Genomic DNA, 14,838 nt, shown 5'->3' on the forward strand with positions numbered 1-14,838 from the left:
GGAACGATCTGAACGTTCTTCAATCCTTCAACCGCCTCTTTGACGGAAGCGAAGTTGTCGAGCACGTATTGGGCCCATAGCAGATTCGACAGTCCAGGCCGACCGTCACGCGGCTCGTATCTGGTGTCGCCAAGATAGAGCAGGTTCGCCACAAGTCCCTGTTCGTTCATGCCATCGCTCGTCGCGCTTCCAAACGAAGTGACTGCTACGCTTCCCAATTTCGATGCCCAGTTGAAAGACTTGCCGTCCCTGGTATTAGAAACCCTCTCCAATCCGCGCGGATAGACGACCATCTTCGCAGCATCCGAACGGTATAGATCCATGGTCCGAGCGACGACATTGGCTTGACCATTCGTATTTGATAGGATGCGGGAGCAGGCCGACGCGCCATCGTCTACTGTTGCTACAAAGAAAGCAGCGATAAGACCAGACGCCGCAATTCTGGCAACTTTGTTTGCCATAACAAAGCCCTCACTATACGAATCTAGGACCAATATGGGTTTCCTTCATCTTTCGTGCAAGCTTGACCGTCGCAGCGGCATTCTCGTCTTGGACTCTGCAGAACTTGTGTGCACTGATGGAGGACTTGAAGCCGCGCATCCGTCTTCAATACACTTGGCGGTACAGGGGCCAAGACATCTTCATAGGAGACCTCGCGCGGACTGTTGATTAGGGTGTGTGTGCCTTGACAACAGCAGTTACGTCAGACCCTTACCCCATCAGCGACTACTTTCGAAACAGGCACTTAATAGGCATTATAGGATCCGCAAAATCCTCTCAAGATTGAGTGCGAAATGGAATTATAAGAAATTTTTTCTGCAAAGACCAAAACTCACCACAAGATAACAATCTTATCGGTTCTAGAAAACCACAACAAAACGCAACTGTCCTCCAGAACTATCATTATTCTCTTTATGGATGAATCACCTTTACAAATTTTCATTTCGCAAGATGTAGGGAGACGTCTGAAATTTCGTATGAACGATAAAACTATGGATTGAAAATATTTCTGAAAATGATTGGCCATCACAACATAAGCGCTTATCGTCACAATGAGGGGATTGACGGTGGTCTTTTACCTTCAATGTTATGGGCAAATCGAACCAATCATCGGCGCGTCAATCGGACCATCATCCGGCAGACGCGGGTCGTCGAGCGCCTGATCCTCGCGCGGCTCGCCGACGGTCACCATCTTTTGTGGCGAGGTCCTTGAACACCGCGTTGTCGAGCATCGCCTGCGCCAGCAGGCATTTTCAGGCGGGCGCTCTCGTCCTCCAGCGTCTTTAGGGCTGGTTTTCATAACTCCCGGAGTCTGCTTTACGGGCGGTGGGTTGAGCGCCGCCCCGTTCGGCGCCGCCCACCGGTCGGCTTGGAGGCCGAGCCGGGTGGCGCAGCCGGCGGAGGGACGTCACCAGAACCCGTACGTCCTGCTCCATGCAGCGTCTGCTTCGGATCTGATGGAGGGCTTCCTGCGCGACAATCCGCAGGTCCGTTGTACGTGAGCGCTGTACCTGGGACGGGGTATGGATTTTCCGGGCGAAGCGTTGAGTGTTTGACGTCTCATACCGCAATGACGTGAAGGCGAGGAAATCAGGCGATGAATTCATCGATGTGGGACAGGCAGGGTTCCTGTGTCGGCACATGGATGGACAAGCCCCTTTTCCCATCTGTGAAACCGGCCCAGTGTTGCAAGCCGATGCACAGTTGAAAGACCAGCGTTTCATCGCCACGCGTTACCACAGATGTCTGGAGATCTTTGTCTCCGCCATCGCTCTCGTCGCAACCGTCATGTTCCGGCTATGAAGAGTAGTAGATCCTGGCCCTAACTGTGACTTTCAATTCTGCCGATCACCAAGGCTGCAAGTGCATCAGGGCCGTGAGCCCCACTGTCGAGAACCAAGGTGCCATCCGGCAGACGTTCCCGTACCGACAGACTACGTTCCATCTGCGCCAGGCGCCATTGCCGTATCTCGCTGTTCCGGGCGGGATCGGGATGCATCACCTGCCGCTCGATGCGGTCGCGGAGAAGCTCTGCGTCGATATCGAGAAAGACATGGAGCAGCTCATCATCGATGTGCCGGGCGCCACCCAGGAGCTCGTCCAGATAGTCTGGCCGGACCAGTGTCATTGGTACGACAATGTCCTGCCGGTAATGTCTGCGAAGTTCCGCCAGCGCGGCAACGGTCATGGCTCTCCAAAAGGGCAGATCCTGATAATCACCGCTCGCCGCAGGCGGGACGGTCGTCTTCACGACAAACCCGATCTCCTCGGGGTTGAACACCAGCAGGTCGGGCCGCCGCAGGCGGAGTCTGCCGGCAAGCGTTGTCTTTCCCGCCCCAAGAGGCCCGTTCAGCCAGATGATCACGTGGTGCCTCCGCTGTCACTCCCCGCGTCGCCATCCTCGATCCCCCGAGAGGAACTGACGCTTTCTGGGCTCTGCGGATCTGGCGCGGCTCGTGGGTGACCAAAGCGCTGCTCCAGATAGCTCACGCCGAAGGCGACGATCTGCCGGGCCTCGAACAGATAGCATTGCGCCTCTGCCACCCGGCCCTCGCGGTGGCAATCCGAAGCCACATAGGCTGTGGCCATCGCCTCGACCGCATCGGGTCCATCCCCGGTGGCGAAGAAGTCGAGAATGCCGTTCGAATCGTAGTCTTCGACTTTTGTCCAAACGGCCTGCCCCCCCGATCCGCGCAGTGGCAGCTCGTAGGTGACCCGGCGCTTGCCGGGAATGTCCGCGATTGCCTCGGCATAGTGCAGGACGGTCACGGAATCGAGCGGAGCACCCAGCAACAGGACCTTTCCACCGAGATGGACGAGACGCTCCAAGGGCGAGCCGCGCCCCAGAGCCTGATCCAGCGGATGATGTTCGGTGAGTTCTTGCGCGTGGGCGCCGACTGCGACCATGGAGGCGTCGGGATGTGCGCTGCGCCGGGCACCGGGAGTATCGGCCAGGAACTGGTTGAGCAGGCCGAAGCCGCGATAGGTGCCGGCTGTGTTCGGATCAAAGGGCGGCCAGGTGCGGCGCTCCTCCTCGTCCAAGCGTGCGCCGTTCAGGGTTGCGTCATAGGAGGAGCGGTCCCACGAGGCATATCCCATCAGGGTGCCTGTCGGGCCCACAGCCTCAAGCAGCGCAGCGATGATGCCTGTCGCCCCACCCTCTACGGGACCTATTGCTTTCAGCGATGCATGCACCATCAGCAGGTCGCCGGGCTTTACGCCCAGCCGATGCAGGTCAGCGATGAACGAGGCTTTGCTCTTCATGTCCCAGGTCTTGTCCAGAAAGGGCCGTGCAGGCTGCACGCGCATTTTGCACACAGGTGAACACTGCGCAAAGTCACTCCCGACGCGGGGGCAGCGAAGGCGAGGACGCAGAGCAGGGCACGCCGGCTCGGACCCGACCACGGCATGCACCTGTGATCCAGTTCAGCGAGAATAGGGGCGGTCCTCAGCACGCGCTGAGGCGGTTTGCGACGATGGAGATGGCCGCCGTGGTGAGCAGCGCGAGTATGATCCGCCCCAACCTGTCGTGTCTTCGATCCAGGCGTTTGTTCGCCAACAGCCAGGCGCAGCCGTGCTCGACGACGCATCGGACCGTGCCGAGCCCCGAGCCGTGGGGCTCGCCGACCTTACGGATGTGCGGCTGCACCCCATCGCGTAAGCAGAGCCAGCGGTTGTCGGCGCTGTCGCAACCTGCGTCCGCGTACAGTCTGCCGATGGCGGCGCAGACGACCTGGGCCCGGCGCAGCGGATCCGGAAAGAGCCTGCTGTCATGCACGTTGGCGGGCGAAGGGACGACCGCCAGCAGCAGGCCGTCGATCGAGGCGACCACGTGGTACTTGGTCCCGGACTTGCCGCAGTCGGTCGGGTTCGCCCCGGTCAGCTCGCCGCCCCGCTTGGCCCGCACCGAGCAGCTGTCCACCACGACATCCCATGCGGCGGCGTCGGGGCCGGAGCGCGCCATGCGGACGAGGACGGCATGGACCCGGTGCAGCAGCGCCGTCGTGTACCACTCGTCCAGGCGGCGGCGCAGGGTGGAGCCCGACGCGCGCCCATCCGCGGCCTTCAGCTCGCGCCATTGGACGCCTTCGCGCACGAAGAAGCCGAGCGTCCGAATCACCTCTGCCGGCGGCATCGGTGGACGCCCCGGACCGGGATGTCGGTTCTCGATCCGGTCGATGATGTCAGCCACCAGCTCTACCGTCTGCGCGCGCATATCCGCTCCCATGGCAAAGGCACGGAAGCCGCCCTGCGCTTACCTGATCACGCTCGCAGCCAACCTCGGGGAGTGCTGGAAACCGGGCCTTAGTCGCTTGAGCAATTCGATAAACCGCCCCGGAGCGCGGGTTCTGGCCGGTTAAGGGCCGCACGGGCGGGAAAACAGCGTCCTTTTAAGGGTTAAATTGTTCATTTTGCCTGAAAAGGCAGAAATATGCGGCGGGTTCGGCACTATACGGGCGCAATTCGCCCCTCGAGCCAGATCAGACGTCGAAAATTGTGGGCGAGATTGGCGATGCCGATCTTCACCGTCGCGCGCCCAAGGTCGATGGTGCGGATGAACAGCCCCATGCCCGCCTTCTGGGCGGCGAACACATGCTCGACGGCCGAGCGGGCACGGTTGGTATGCGGGTGGGTCCAGCATCGGGCCGCCCCTTCGGCTTGCGGACATGCACCATGCTGCGGCGCCCCGCCGCCGCGATGACCGCGTCGTTGGCCGTCAAGCGGTAGGCGCTGTCCGCCCACATCCCGTCCTCCTTCGCCCTCAAGCCAAGGGAATCGCCAGAACGCCGACAGCGCTACGATTTTTCGAGGTTCGACCGTGGATCAGACCCAAACCGAGTTGGCGTGGGTCGAGCGGTGCATGAGCAAGCTGGTCGACGCCATCGCGGAGGGGGTTCCGGCCTGGTCGGCGAAGGACGAGCTTGTCCGGCGGGAAGCCCGGCAGGAGGAACTCCGCCTGGCTCGTGCCAAAGCCCAGGGCAACACACCCGACACGCAGACCGAGGCGACGGAACTGATCCAGTCGTTGATCGAGGTCATGGTGTTGACGCCGGAGGACGGTACGCTGCAGGTGGACCTGCACGGCGCGCTCGCCGGCATCCTGGCGCTGCGCTCCGGGACGCGAAAGGCCGACCCCGTTTCCGGAGCCGGCCTTGCCGAGCAAACAAAGTTGGTTGCGGGGGCACGCACCCACCGAGAATTGACGCTGCCGCCGGTGCCGGTGTGACGCCCACGGTCCTAATCGAAACAAATTCCCTTGGTCGGTCTATCCGCCGCTCGAAGCCGGCTTGGCTCCGAGCGAAGAATGGACTGTAGGGGCACCCTTCCGCTCCGCCACAATCCAGGCCGGCCTTAACCTGCCGGACAAGACCTTCCGCGTGACTCCCCCCGTCCGTGTCGCAGCGACCGACGAAGACATCGCCTTCTCACCAGAGTAAGAGCGTGCAGAAGGTTACCAGGGACGGAGCCGGTATACCTCACCCCTCCGCGGCGCGCTTCACGATTCCGTTGAGCATTCGCAAAGGTTGTGATATCCACCCATCCTCTACCGGAATCACGTGATCCGCACTAGATCCATGTAAAGAGAACGGGAATTATGGCGGAAGCTCATCAGTCACGTCGAATCGTTATCGATCTGAACACCGATCCGCGAGATGCCAACGAGTTTTCCAACCCCTTGCGGATCATTCAGCAGGACGCGTTGGACAAAGTGGTGGCCCTGATTCGGCGCAACATCGACAACATCCGACAGGACGAGCGCCGCGACCGGGAACTTGGAATCCGCCGCTCGGCCGTTCCTCAAGTGGCCAACCGCCGCCACGACGTGATCTCACTGCACGGACAGCGCGGCAGCGGCAAAACCACGTTCATCCTGAATGTCCTGGCGGCCATCGAGAGGAACGAGGACTTCTGTCGGCGGATCGGTGTGGCGACCGGGGACATCGTGAATTTGGGCCTCATCGATCCGACGTTGATTGAGACCAAGGAGCACATCGTCGTTACACTGCTCGGCCGCATCAAGCAGGAGGTCGACCGCAGCCGCGACCGCTGCACCGACTATCGCGATCACCGCTCCACGCCGACCGATTACGAGCGCTGGGAGGAATCACTGCGCAATCTGGCCGAAGGGCTCAGCCTGCTCGACGGCATCGGCGGCGACAAGATTTACGGCGAGGACTGGCAGGACGCCCAATACGTCCTCGACCGCGGCCTTGCGCACGCCGCCAGCGGCACCTCGTTCGAACCCTTGTTTCACGAGTTCATCAGGCAAAGCCTGAAATTTCTCAACAAGTCCGCGTTCATCCTCGCCTTCGACGACATCGATACCAAATTCGACCGCGGCTGGCCGGTGCTGGAGACGATCCGCAAGTATCTTACGACGCCGCAGCTCATCGTGATCTTGTCCGGCGACATGGACCTGTACTCGATGTTGGTGCGCGGGCAGCAGTGGCACAATTTCGGCGATCCGTTGCTCAAGCATGAACAGTGGCTGTCGCAGTACGGCGGCAGCCTGCCCGGCAGCGCCGCGCCCGCCGTCAATGCCCGCATGGGATCGATCATCAAGATGGTCGACAAGCTGGAGGGGCAGTACCTGTTGAAGGTGCTCAAGCCGGAGAACCGGATCGACCTCGCGCCCCTGCGCCGCTATGCCGATCCAAAGCACGAGACGTCGGTTTTCGTACAGACATCGAAGGACACACCGGAAGAACCCCTTGCGCCGATGCTGGAACAGCTGGCGGTGCAGGCGCTCGCCATGCGCTCCACCACCGAACGCGCCCTGTTCCGCGACGTCATCCTGCGCCAGCCGACGCGCACCGTGCTGCAGCTCCTGTACGGCACACGCTCGTTCTTCGTCAGCAGGCGCGACGCGAACGGCGTGCGGGAGCGCGAGGTTTCCTCCGACATCCAGGACGCCTTCCGCAACACCTTCGCCACCCATCTGCTGGCGCGGGGCCTGTCGCCGGACGACATCCGCGAAACCGATGCCTTCCGGCTGGTGCTGGTGCTGGCGGATTGGCTGACGAGCGGCGAGGGATGGACGCTCGACTACCGCCTGCGGCCGGAACATCGGGACGACAACCTGAACCTCGCCATCATGGCGGTCTCCGCGGCTCTGGTGCAGGAGTTCAAGCGCTCGCCAGGCGCCATGATCGACTACCTCATCAAGATCGCGCGCTCGCACGAATGGATTTCCCGGAACACCGGAAACAAAAAGACGATCAAGGAGTATGTCGAGTTCACCGGGCTCAACGCCGGCGAAACACCGCTCCAGGCCGTCCGCAAGAGCGCTGCCTGGGAGCGCAGCTATGGCATCAAGTACATTGACCGGCGTCTGCACAGCGGGCTCGCGGCTGTGCCTGCGGAACGCATCGACGATTACTACAACCGCGCCCTGGTCGACCTCTACGGCCTGTGCTATGTTCGCACAGGTGCCTTCGAACGGTTCCCCCTATTCGAAACAGGCCGTATCCGCACAGTCGTTGAAACCCTCAAAGGACCGATCAAGAAATACTTGAGCGCCATTCACAGGCTTCGGTCCGGTGAGGACGACAAAGCGTCACGCTACCTTCACTATGCCCTGAACACCATCTACACGCTGTCGAACAACCTTACCGGTGGCGCGCGGCTGGTGGCGAGCATTCCCTATATCGTCGTCGAGGACAAAGCCGGCTCCGAATACGGGTACTACTCGATCGACCCGGTCATCGCGATCATCGGAGAGATCCTGTCCATTGAGGAACCGGAGCCTGAGCGGGCCGAATCCACGTTCCGCACGCGCATCTGGGAGATTCTTCAGCGCACGTTCCTCAAACGCACCTATCCCACTCCTGCGGCCGCGGAAGCTGGAAAACTGGTCGAACAGGAACCGACCGGACGCAGCCGGACCCCGAAGGAATCGGATGACGAAGCCATCGCCTCCGAGGAGGATACCGCCTTGGACGATGCCGGCTTGATCCTGTCGGAAGACTGGGTCGGTGCGCGCCAACTCGTCGAGGTGCTGGTGCGGTGGCGCCTTGCCGTCGAGACACGGGGAACATGCCCCGAAGCGCCGACGACGCTGGCCCGCGCCTGGAAGCGCTTCGCCTACAGCGCGTCCAACGTGGAAGACAATCTCCAGCATCTCGAGACGCGCTACCTGGGCGTTCTCATGCACCGTTATGCTGTGGCGTTCCTCAATGCCCTGTTGGCCGAATCCATGGTCGCCGCTGCCGGAATGCGGACCGGCCGCGACATCGCCGACGTCAGCGAGTTGGCCCTCAACAATCCGGTTACCTCCTCGCAAGTCTTCCACAGAAATCTGCTGCATGCGCAATCCGCCGTCGACGGCGCCGGCCTTCCGGACACGGCGCTGTTTTGGACCGTGTATTCCTGCCCGCTGTGGGGATTCTTCCTTGCACCCGATGCCATTTCCGATGGTGGATTCGATGAAAGCCAAATTCTGAAGCATCAGATGGAGCAATGGCGCGTCCACGCGGAAGCAATCAGCGAGGCTCCCGGGACCATCGTCATGGCGACATACACCCCGAAGCGACGCGGAACGGCTTCGGGACGAAGGCAACCGGAACAGCGGAGCGTTGAATTTGGCAATCTGTTCGACCCGCTGAATTCCGTATACATTCAGGGCGGCGCCCCACTGGAGCGGCTGCGGCCTCTGCCTCTGCCTCCGCCTTCGCCTTCGCCTCCCGTCCGTCGGGCGATTCGCCCTATTCCGCCCCCTCCCGCCTCCACCAATACCACGAAGCCGCCTCCATCTTCCGACACGGACGAATAACCGATGGCCGGGCTCATCTACCGGCGGGTGTTCGAAGACTGGGAAACGCTGGACGACATCCTCGACGGTCGTCCGCCCGATCTCGATACGGTCAAGCGCCGCCTGTTCATTCTGGAGCGGCGCACCGACACCGGTCGTCCCGATCACTTCTACAAGAACTACCGCGACCACCGGATTGGCGAAGCGCGAACGCACGGCACCCTGCTGACCACGGTGTTCGCCGGATTGGCCGACGTCTACCTGCACGACCGCGGCGGGCGCATCTTCGTGCACCCGGACCGGTTGGGAGAATGGCAGCACCTGCTGCCATTCCTATCGCCACTTTCGGTAACCGCCTTCGCCATGCACCGCATGGCCCGCGGCGAATTTCGCGCGGCCGGAGATCGGTCGGAACCGGTGCGCCGCCTGATCGCCGCCAGCATCGCCCATTCAGCCCTACTCACCGTCCGCGACCCGGTGCTCGACGATCTGGTGGACCGGGAAGGACTCAACGAGACGCATCTGCACCTCAATGGCTCGACCGAACTGGATGTGCTGTGGCTGCATGCGTTGGAACGTCCGCACGCGTTCCACCGTGCCCTGAACGACCCCGCCAACTCCGCCGTGCGGGAACAATACGAGCAGATCTCGCCGCGGATCGATGCGTTCGGCGTGTACCGTCGGGTGCGCGTGGCGCGCCGCCTGCGCTGGCTTCTGACGCACGCCGCCTTCGGCGGGCGCCCGTTCGGGATGGATGCCATAGCGCGCGCGGCACGCGGCGCGGCGCCCGCGTCGCACGATGGACGACCCGAATGGGTCGAGAGCGCACACCATTCTCTGACGCACGTGCGCCACGACCTCACTCACGGTCTTCTGCCGCTGCAAACGGAAGCCGCCTGGTACATGGGCGTTTTCGAGCACCTGGAGGCCAGCGACGACGAGGCGTCCGCCTGCGCATTCCACGCCTACCTTCTGGTGCTCGGCTTGGTCGGCCGTCTGTCCGTGCAGCAGGTGGACCAGTTCGGCTTTGACCAGTTCCAGAAATACACCTGGAACGGCGTGCGATGGGACATCGAGCGCGCCTACGCCAACCGCTACCATCAGCTTGCGTGCAGCGACGCCGGCGACCTTGACCACCTCGAAGGCCGGTTCGCGCCCAAGGCCAGCGTCGGCGAGAACGCCGAGTTGCTGCGCCAGATCCTGCGCGGGTATGCGTCCTACCACGGGGACAGCGATGCCCGCTTCCGCACTATCACCGGCACCGAGGATGTGTCGCGCTCACGCCGGCTCGACCTCGGCCTCGTGGTTCATTTCATCAAGGACCGCGAACGGGCGGGCGATGGCAACGCGCCATGCCGCCACCACAGGCTGCGCCGGGATCTGGAAAGGCGTTGCCGGGCCTTTTCGACGCTGCTCGCCGCGTCTCCGGTGGCGCGCCGTTACGTGACCGGCATCGACGCCGCCGCCAACGAGATGCACGCCCCACCCGAGGTGTTCGCGGCCATCTTCCGGTCGCTCCGCCAGTTCGGCATGAACCACGCCACCTTCCACGTGGGCGAGGATTTCACGCACCTTCTGTCCGGCATCCGCGCTGTGTGGGAGGCCGTCACATTTCTCGCGATGGAGCGCGGCGACCGCATCGGCCATGGGACCTCCATCGGCATCGACCCAGAGCTGTGGCGCCGCCGCGTCGGCCCCCGCCTGACGATGGCGATGCACGATCACCTCGACGACTTGGTGTTCGCGCACGAGCGCCTTCTTTCGCTCGGCCGCCGTCCCGACCTCGTGCACGACCTCGCCCGCCGGATCGACCGGCTGGCCCAGCGGATTTACGGCGGCGCGGCAGCCCCATCCGCCGCCTTGCTGCACCGGGCATGGCGCATGCGCGACCTCGACCCGGTGACGGCCCAGCGAGTCCACCGGTTCGTGCGCTCCAACACCAGCCTGCCCCGGGATGCGCAGGAGGATGCTGTTGCACGCGTGAGCCTGGATGCGGGCTGGCGCGATCGGGCTGGCCGCGCGTTCCGCGCCCACCGCGACGACCAAGCTGCCTTCGAGCTGTATTTGCTTTATCACAGCCAGAGCGTCCGTCAGGCCGGCCGCCGGTGGAGCGAGGTCGCGACGGATGACATCCCCATGGACGTGCTGATCGAGTTGCAACACGCCACCATCGACGAGTTGAACCGCCGAGGCGTGGCGATCGAGACGCTGCCCACCAGCAACGTGCGGATCAGCTTCTACGACGATTTCGCGGATCACCACCTGTTCCGTTGGCTTGGCCTGTGCGGGGACAGGTTCGGCGCGGATGCCCCCCGTCCGGCTGTCTGCGTCGGCTCCGACGATCCAGGAATTTTTGCCACCAATCTGCGTAACGAGTATGCTCACATCCTGCGGACCCTGACCGCCAGGTACGGGCTGTCCAGTACCAAAGCCCAGGAACATCTGCGTCAGTTGAACGAAACGGCGCGCGCGTTTCGATTCCGCCGTCCGGTTGAACTGTGGCGTGCCGGAGACGGGAGGCGTCCGCCCACGCGAGCCGGTGGGGTGCGATAGTGACCGGAATTTACGCTCATGGGTGACAGCACGTTTCGTCCGAATCGCACATGCTGATGTTCACCTGTCACCGGATCAACAAGCGCGGGTCCCGCCACGCCCCGCTTCCTGGCCGACCGGGAAGCGCCCGCGCAGGCCGCCATATGGTAGACCGTCTCTGAAGAGCAGGCGCAGACTCGCGGATCGCTGGAGGGGATTGCCGGAGGCACCAGCGGCGACGACATCGATTGCCACAAGGCTTGCGCAGAACTCGGTGTACCAACAAGCTCAACGGGCCAGATCGGTGATCAGCCCCATCAGTCGGGGCGGGCTGTAGTACCAGCAGGAAAAGTTGATGATCCCGCTCTAAACTCTTGCTGCTTGACGTGGTCGAGTTGTCCTGACCACTATCTGCTCACAATCGTGGGCCGACATCTTATGATCCGGGCCCGTTGAATGCTGTCCCCGCACCGATTGCGGATTTGAGAATGCGGTACTGGGCGATGTCCGGATGGTTAACATACGAGCGGCGGTGGGTCTGGAAAATCGCGTTAGAGTTGAAGCTCCGACGTGTGAACGGCGTCGCCTTCCAAGACTTCTTCTCCGACGTGATGGAGCGCGCCCATGGTGACGACTTTATCCGCACCCGGCCCTATAGGCAGCGAGGGGACAAGGGCTGCGATGGTTTCCTCCGTTCCCTCGGGCAGGTCTTCGCCTGCTACGGCAAGCTGGACGACGCGTGTCCGTCCGTGGCCGCGCTTGTCGAGAAGATGGACGACGACTACGGGAAGGCGTGCAAGCATCTGAAGGCTGTCCTGCGGGGTTGGTACTTCGTTCACAACATGCTGGACGGCACGCCGACCGAGGCAACCGTGCTCAAGCTCGGGGATCTGGAGGTAGCCAACCCATCACATTCCTTCGGCGTGATCGGGCGAGAGGGCATTGAGCAGCGCGTCTTCAGCCTCAACGAGGCCGACATCGTCAGCCTGATCGGGCCGGCTGTGTCCGCCGAGGACACCCGCAACATGAAGCTGGAGATCGTCGCGGAACTGGTCGACGCCGTCATCGAGGCCGTCGAGGTTTCCCCGCTGGACGGCGGCGCTCTCAAGCCAGTCCCGTTCGGGAAGCTGACGTTCAACGGGCTGCCCAAGCACTGGTGCCACACGGTCGTGGCGGCGATGCCGAACATCCACCACGTGAGGGACTACTTCCGGCGCCATCTCGACCCGGAGCGTGGCGCGAGGGTAGCCGCCATCTTCAACGGCCGCTATCTCGCCCTGAAGCGGCAGGGACTCGCCCCGGACTCCATTATGGGCAACCTCTACGACGACATCGTCGGGATCGGGTCTGTGACGAACGACAGGGTCGTCGCCGCGCAGGCCGTGCTCGCGTTCCTGTTCGACGCCTGCGATATCTTCGAGGACAAGCCCATGGAGCCGACGCGATGATCCTCCCTGGAAAGCACCTCCCCGTGGGCAGGTCGCTCATCGGCGTCGGCGGCGAGATCCTCGCCCAACTGGGGCAGCCGCGCGAGGTCTCCGAACTCTGGGAGCGGTTCAGGGCCGCCCGTGTGGTCCGCGAGGAGGACGAACCCATCCCGTTCGACTGGTTCGTCCTGGCGCTGACCTTTCTGTACGCCGTCAGGGCCGTCCACATGGCGGACGGCGTCATCGTGACTGGGGACCCGGGCCTATGATCGTCTCCATCGAGAGCAGCCTGCCGACGTTCAAGTCGCTCCATTTCCACCCCGGGCTCAACGTCCTGCTGTCCTCGAAGGCGAAAGACACGCAGGACCGCCGCACGCGCAACAGCGCCGGGAAGAGCAGCTTCGTGGAGCTCATCCAGTTCCTCCTCGGCGCCAAATGCGACCCGGATTCCCTGTTCCGGAACCCGGCGCTGGTCCAGCATTCGTTCAGGGGCTCATTCCGCATCGGCGGCCAGGAGGTGACCGTCGAGCGGGGCGGCTCCAACCACGGCCGGGTGATCTTGGACAAGGGCGTCGCCGACCGCTTGGGACTGGCGACGAAGGTCGACAAGGCGTCGGGGGTGGCGTCGGCCTCGAACGCCGACTGGAACGAGTTCCTCGGGCACGCGATGTTCGGGCTACCGGCGCGGTTGAAGGGCTCCGCGTACGACGAGTCCTTCACGCCCGGCTTCCGGCCGATGTTCTCCTACTTCGCTAGGCGGAGCGGCTCGGGCAGCTTCATCTCGCCGGAGCGTCAGGCCGAGCAGCAGCGGCGTTGGGACTGGCAGGTCAACCTCTCGTACCTCCTTGGCCTGGACTGGCGAGCCCCGTTCGACCTCCAGAAGGTCCGGGAGCGTGAGCGGGTTCTGGACGAGCTGAAGAAGGCGTCGAAGGGGGGCGCGCTCGGACACCTCATCGGGACCGCCGCGGAACTCCGGCCGCTTGTGGTCGTCGCGGAGGACCACGCGGCTCGGCTCAGGGGCCGCCTGGAGCGGTTCGAGGTTGTCGAGTCCTACAAGGAGCTGGCCGCCGAGGCGGCGAACGCCAAGGCCGAGATGCAGGCCATCGCTCGGCGCGCCGTCTCCCTGCGGGAGACGCTCGCCCATCTCCGGGGCGCCATCGAGCAGGAGCACTCGGCGCCAACCGGAGACCTGCGGCGGCTCTACGCGTCGGTGGGCGTCGAGCTTCCTGGCGTAGCCACCCGTCGGTTTGAGGACGTCGAGCGGTTCCACCAGTCGGTGCTCGCGAACCGGAGGGCCTACCTGGCGGAGGAGATCGGGCGGACGGAAGCAGAACTCCAGTCCGGGGCCGAGCGTAGCGCCAAGCTCGAGTCGGACCGTTCCCGCATCCTCGGCCTACTCCATTCGGGCGGCGCGCTGGACGACTTCGTGGACTTGCAGCGGCTGCTCGCTGAGGCGGAAGCCCAGGCGGCGTCCCTGCGCGAGCGCCTCAAGGCGGCGGAGGCACTGGAGAAGGACACCACCCAGCTCGACATCGACCGGGCGAACATCAAGCTCCGGCTGATCGAGAGCCTGAGGGGGCGGACGTCCCACATCGAGGAGGCGATGCTCCTGATCGGCGGCGCCATCGAGGGCCTGTACGACGACAGGGCCGGGAAGTTCGAGGTGGAGGCCACCGACAACGGGCCGGAGTTCCGCATCTCCATCCAAGGGGACCGGGGGACGGGGATCTCGAACATGGAGATCTTCTGCCTCGACTACGCGCTGTTCTCAATCTGGACAAAGCGCGGGCGGGGGCCGGGCTTCCTGATCCACGACAGTAACCTGTTCGACGGCGTAGACGAGCGCCAGGTCACGCAGGCGATGAAGCTCGGAAAGGACGCCGCGGACGCGCATTCCGGGCAGTACATCGTCTGCATGAATTCGGACATCTTCGACAGCTTGGCGCTTGATCCCGAGATCGACCGGGCGCAGGCCGTCCTGAAGCCGACACTATCGGACGCCGAGGACGGCGGCCTGTTCGGGCTCCGGTTTGACTAGCATTACAGTTGCGATGGGACAGCCCTCCGTCTGTTGAACAGGCTTTGGGAGGTCGCCATGTCCGGTGTCGCGGTCGAGGACCTGCTGGG

Annotated in this window: 11 protein-coding genes and 1 pseudogene; 7 read left to right on the plus strand and 5 right to left on the minus strand. The window is 63.3% G+C overall.

Annotation, left to right across the window (positions count from 1 at the left end; genetic code table 11):
• Positions 1-461: linear amide C-N hydrolase (locus FHW79_RS31610; RefSeq protein ID WP_183182585.1), on the minus strand; the 461-nt coding region annotated here is incomplete at its 3' end.
• Positions 462-1,701: 1,240 nt separating this feature from the next.
• On the opposite strand from FHW79_RS31610, the pseudogene FHW79_RS33145 reads away from it, so the two are divergent.
• A pseudogene (locus tag FHW79_RS33145) lies at positions 1,702-1,803 on the plus strand (IS5/IS1182 family transposase); the annotation flags it as partial.
• A gap of 19 nt (positions 1,804-1,822) precedes the next feature.
• Here FHW79_RS33145 and FHW79_RS31615 read toward each other — a convergent pair.
• From FHW79_RS31615 to FHW79_RS31630, 4 genes are all read right to left on the minus strand, one after another.
• Entirely contained in the window at positions 1,823-2,365 is a 543-nt protein-coding gene (locus tag FHW79_RS31615) for an AAA family ATPase (RefSeq protein WP_183182586.1), read from the minus strand.
• Complete coding sequence (aac(3), locus tag FHW79_RS31620) at positions 2,362-3,264, minus strand: aminoglycoside 3-N-acetyltransferase (protein ID WP_183182587.1); 903 nt, start codon at positions 3,262-3,264, stop codon at positions 2,362-2,364. The genes FHW79_RS31615 and aac(3) overlap by 4 nt, the downstream gene beginning before the upstream one ends.
• Before the next feature lie 184 nt (positions 3,265-3,448).
• Positions 3,449-4,216 carry a transposase gene (locus FHW79_RS31625; protein ID WP_183182588.1) on the minus strand — a complete coding sequence of 256 codons (768 nt, stop codon included), beginning with the start codon at positions 4,214-4,216 and terminating at the stop codon, positions 3,449-3,451.
• A 233-nt stretch (positions 4,217-4,449) separates the two neighbouring features.
• Positions 4,450-4,743 (minus strand): hypothetical protein, encoded by a 294-nt coding sequence (locus tag FHW79_RS31630; protein WP_183182589.1) that lies wholly within the window; start codon positions 4,741-4,743, stop codon positions 4,450-4,452.
• Positions 4,744-4,861: 118 nt separating this feature from the next.
• Here FHW79_RS31630 and FHW79_RS31635 point away from each other — a divergent pair, with 118 nt between their 5' ends.
• The 6 genes from FHW79_RS31635 (at position 4,862) to FHW79_RS31660 (ending at position 14,749) form a co-directional block, all read left to right on the plus strand.
• Positions 4,862-5,227 carry a hypothetical protein gene (locus FHW79_RS31635; protein ID WP_183182590.1) on the plus strand — a complete coding sequence of 122 codons (366 nt, stop codon included), beginning with the start codon at positions 4,862-4,864 and terminating at the stop codon, positions 5,225-5,227.
• Positions 5,228-5,596: 369 nt separating this feature from the next.
• Positions 5,597-8,773, plus strand: coding sequence for an ATP-binding protein (locus FHW79_RS31640; RefSeq protein ID WP_183182591.1), 3,177 nt, complete (start codon positions 5,597-5,599; stop codon positions 8,771-8,773).
• Positions 8,774-8,776: 3 nt separating this feature from the next.
• Positions 8,777-11,305, plus strand: coding sequence for a hypothetical protein (locus FHW79_RS31645; protein WP_183182592.1), 2,529 nt, complete (start codon positions 8,777-8,779; stop codon positions 11,303-11,305).
• Positions 11,306-11,772: 467 nt separating this feature from the next.
• Complete coding sequence (locus tag FHW79_RS31650; protein WP_183182593.1) at positions 11,773-12,732, plus strand: ABC-three component system protein; 960 nt, start codon at positions 11,773-11,775, stop codon at positions 12,730-12,732.
• Positions 12,729-12,980, plus strand: coding sequence for an ABC-three component system middle component 6 (locus tag FHW79_RS31655; RefSeq protein ID WP_183182594.1), 252 nt, complete (start codon positions 12,729-12,731; stop codon positions 12,978-12,980). The genes FHW79_RS31650 and FHW79_RS31655 overlap by 4 nt, the downstream gene beginning before the upstream one ends.
• Entirely contained in the window at positions 12,977-14,749 is a 1,773-nt protein-coding gene (locus FHW79_RS31660) for an ABC-three component system protein (protein WP_183182595.1), read from the plus strand. The genes FHW79_RS31655 and FHW79_RS31660 overlap by 4 nt, the downstream gene beginning before the upstream one ends.
• Positions 14,750-14,838 lie beyond the last annotated feature (89 nt).

Source organism: Azospirillum sp. OGB3 (genome assembly GCF_014192915.1).
Classification (GTDB): Bacteria; Pseudomonadota; Alphaproteobacteria; order Azospirillales; family Azospirillaceae; genus Azospirillum.